General features: G+C 63.4%; 3 protein-coding genes. 1 reads left to right on the top strand and 2 read right to left on the bottom strand.

From position 1 onward, the window contains the following. A partial coding sequence (locus WBB95_RS17550; RefSeq protein WP_424488739.1) for an NAD(P)/FAD-dependent oxidoreductase occupies positions 1-853 on the bottom strand: 853 nt, incomplete at its 3' end. 145 nt (positions 854-998) lie between these two features. On the opposite strand from WBB95_RS17550, the gene WBB95_RS17545 reads away from it, so the two are divergent. Further along, the gene (locus WBB95_RS17545) at positions 999-1,436 is read left to right on the top strand and encodes an Rrf2 family transcriptional regulator (RefSeq protein ID WP_424488738.1); all 438 of its coding nucleotides are present in this window, start codon (positions 999-1,001) and stop codon (positions 1,434-1,436) included. Here the strand turns inward: WBB95_RS17545 and WBB95_RS17540 are convergent. Beyond that, positions 1,433-2,062 carry a ribonuclease T2 family protein gene (locus WBB95_RS17540; protein WP_424488740.1) on the bottom strand — a complete coding sequence of 210 codons (630 nt, stop codon included), beginning with the start codon at positions 2,060-2,062 and terminating at the stop codon, positions 1,433-1,435. The two genes, WBB95_RS17545 and WBB95_RS17540, sit on opposite strands and share 4 nt — an antisense overlap. Positions 2,063-2,070: the final 8 nt, after the last annotated feature.

Genomic DNA, 2,070 nt, shown 5'->3' with positions numbered 1-2,070 from the left:
CCCCGGCGCGCACTCCCTCGCCCACCGCCAATGCCACGGAACCCGCCGCCAGGGACGTATCGCCACAGGCAAACACACCCTGCACGGAGGTCTGGCGAGTCTCGTTGGTCAACAGATAAGGGCCGGTGGGACCCTCCAGCAATTCACAGCCCACTTGCGCCGCCAGCGGGCTGATTCGGGTGCGCGCCATGGTGAAGAGGCCGTCGAGGCCGAACACCCGGCCATCGTTCAACTCCACGTCCGCGCGCTCACCACTGATGCGCCTTACCCCGCCGGCTTGCACCGCCACGCCACGCCGATCCAGCTGGGCCTGTTGTTCGGCATCCGGCGTGAATACGCCATTGGTAAACAACGTGGTGGGCCCCCAATCCGGCAACATCAGCGCGTGGTGCATCGCCAGCGGTGAAGTTGCCAACACGCCGATGCGACCCTGATCCAGCTCATAACCATGGCAATACGGGCAATGAAACACGTGCTTGCCCCAGCGCGCCTCAAGGCCTTCGATGGCGGGTAATTGATCCACCACGCCGGTGGCGAGGATCAGGCGCCGAGCCTGGAATTCTCCGTTGCAGCGGGTGCGAATGCTGAAGCCATCGGGTTGTTGGAGCGCGTCCAGCACCGAGTCTTGTACCCAGGTCACGCTCGGGTACTCCATCAACTGGCTGCGGCCTTCGGCGGCGATGATGTCCGGCGCCTGGCCGTCCTGGCCGAGAAAGCCGTGGGAGGTGGCCGCAAACCGATTGCGCCGCAACCCCGCATCAATCACCAGCACCTTGCGCCGCGCCCGCGCCAATTGCAGGCCCGCAGAGAGGCCGGCATAGCTGCCGCCGACGATAATGACGTCATGCATCATGAATGTGACCTCGGGTTTTCGTGCGCCAGGTTGTCCGGGCGCAATCATGGCACACCATAAGTTACATGAAAATACAGCGTCAAGTGTCTCGCAACTCTTCAGGTTACGAACGATACTTTGCGCTGGTCCAACCTGAGGCTTTTTAATGAGAAACGACACCCGGCTTTCGCGCATGTTGCACGTGCTGATCCACATGGGGCGCCACGAAGAGCGCGCCACCTCGGAAACCATCGCGCACATGCTCGGCACCAACCCGGTGGTGGTGCGGCGCACGCTCGGGCTGCTCAAGGAAAAAGGTTATGTACGCTCGGAAAAGGGCCACCAGGGCGGCTGGACCCTGGGCAAGCCCTTGAGTGAAATCACCCTGCTGGAGATTCACCACGCCCTGGGCACGCCGTCGATCTTTGCCATCGGCCTGTCCACCGACCACCCGCAATGCCTGGTGGAACAGGCGGTGAACGCGGCATTGACGGACGCTTTCGAACAGGCCCAGGCCCTTCTGCTGGAGCGCCTGGGCGATGTCACCCTGGCGCAGTTGGCGGAAGACTTCGACGAGCGCTATCGCGTGGCAATGCTGCCTTAGCGCTGTGACGGAATGCGGATGTCGCCGTCGCGGCACTGCGTCTTCACGCTGCGTGGGCAACCGGCGAACGCCAGGTCTTTGGTCAGGCATACGCGCACTTCCGAGAGCACCTTGCCCTTGCAGATCACCGCCAGCCCGTGGTTGCCCAGGCGCGGGTTGCTGTCGCGGAACAACGCTTCGATCTCGCGGGCCTGCAACGAAGGCGGCGTGTTGAACGGCTGCAACTGCTCGGGGATGTTTACCACGCCCAGCGCCGCATCGGTTTTCTCAAGATAGGCCAACGGCTCAAGCCCGGTGCAGGTGCCATGCTTGGCCCATTCGTGCTTGAGCAGCGAATGCGTCGGGAACAGCGCGGCGCCCTTCTCCATCGCTTCGCGGCTCAAGCGCGACTGAGGGTCACACGACGCCGGCCACCCGCCCTTCGCGTATTGCGGCCACAAGCCGTGCAGCACAAAGCCGTAGCCCTTGCCCGAACACTGTTCGTTGTCCGGGTGCGTGAGGCAAAACGTCGGCGACCACGACAGCGACAGCACGTAAAAATCAAACTCCCCCGGCGTCCCTTGGCTGCGCGGGGCCGCCGTTGCGCAGGTGGCGAACGCCAGCCACAGCACCATCCAGTATTTCATCCGTGTAT

Source organism: Pseudomonas sp., assembly GCF_049645325.1.
In the GTDB taxonomy this organism is placed as follows: domain Bacteria; phylum Pseudomonadota; class Gammaproteobacteria; order Pseudomonadales; family Pseudomonadaceae; genus Aquipseudomonas.
The sequence above is the reverse complement of the archived record's forward strand: the minus strand, read 5'-3'. Positions and strand labels throughout refer to the sequence as shown.